This window comes from Pseudoalteromonas sp. TB51, assembly GCF_000498055.1.
GTDB lineage: Bacteria > Pseudomonadota > Gammaproteobacteria > Enterobacterales > Alteromonadaceae > Pseudoalteromonas > Pseudoalteromonas atlantica.
The window spans coordinates 1-892 of the sequence record NZ_AUTO01000008.1 but is presented as its reverse complement, the minus strand read 5'-3'; the positions used below and the strand labels follow the sequence as shown (position 1 = coordinate 892).

At 42.2% G+C, this 892-nt stretch carries 2 protein-coding genes; both read right to left on the bottom strand.

Translation table 11 applies throughout. The annotated features are described in order from the left end of the window. Positions 1-633: amidohydrolase (locus L650_RS0100265; RefSeq protein WP_128081030.1), on the bottom strand; the 633-nt coding region annotated here is incomplete at its 3' end. Between the two features lie 19 nt (positions 634-652). Then, a partial coding sequence (locus L650_RS23445; protein ID WP_164835522.1) for an amidohydrolase family protein occupies positions 653-892 on the bottom strand: 240 nt, incomplete at its 5' end.

The window sequence follows — 892 nt, the reverse complement described above, 5'->3', positions numbered from 1 at the left end:
ACTTCGATAGCCAATTTTACCCGTGTGTAGGCTTGATGTAATATGCAGCCCAAAGGCTACGTCAGGTTTATATTTTTTAAATATACCTTCTTTAAGCATTAGCTCTGCACCGCCCTCTTCGCCTAAAGGTGCGCCCTCTTCAGCAGGCTGAAACACAAACATGATGTTGCCATGCAGCTCATCTTTCATATTTGCTAATACTTCGGCTGCGCCCATTAACATAGCTACGTGCGTGTCGTGGCCACAAGCGTGCATTATGCCTACATCAACGCCACGGAAATTTGTGGTTTTGGTTGATTTAAATGGCACATCTGTTTTTTCTGTTACCGGTAGTGCATCCATATCGGCGCGTAGCATTACTGTAGGGCCAGGCTTTGCGCCTTTTAAAATACCAACAACACCGGTGTAAGCAATATCGGTTTGTACTTGCATACCTAACGACTTTAAATGTTTAGCCACAATGCCTGCGGTACGCGTTTCGCGATTACCAAGCTCAGGGTTTTGGTGAAAGTCGCGTCGCCATTCAATTACCTGTTGCTCTACATTTTTAACGTGTTGATCAAGGTTTGCCTGCGCGTTAAACGCACCAAGTGCAGCAAAACCTAATGCCACTGAGAGTAATGATTTTTTCATCCTGTTTTCCTTTATTATTTTAATGAAGCCCAACAACCGATTTAGTGTTATCGAAAAGTGCTGTTGAGTTATAGCCTACACCATTTTTAAATACAGTTTCCATATTACGGATAGCCGACGCATCTTTAGCAAAGTCGCCATTAACAATAACCAAGTCGGCATGTTTACCTACTTCAATACTACCTATTGTATTTTGCTTATTTAAATACTGCGCTGCATTTAACGTAGCTATTTTTATTGCTTGTGGCTGCATAAACCC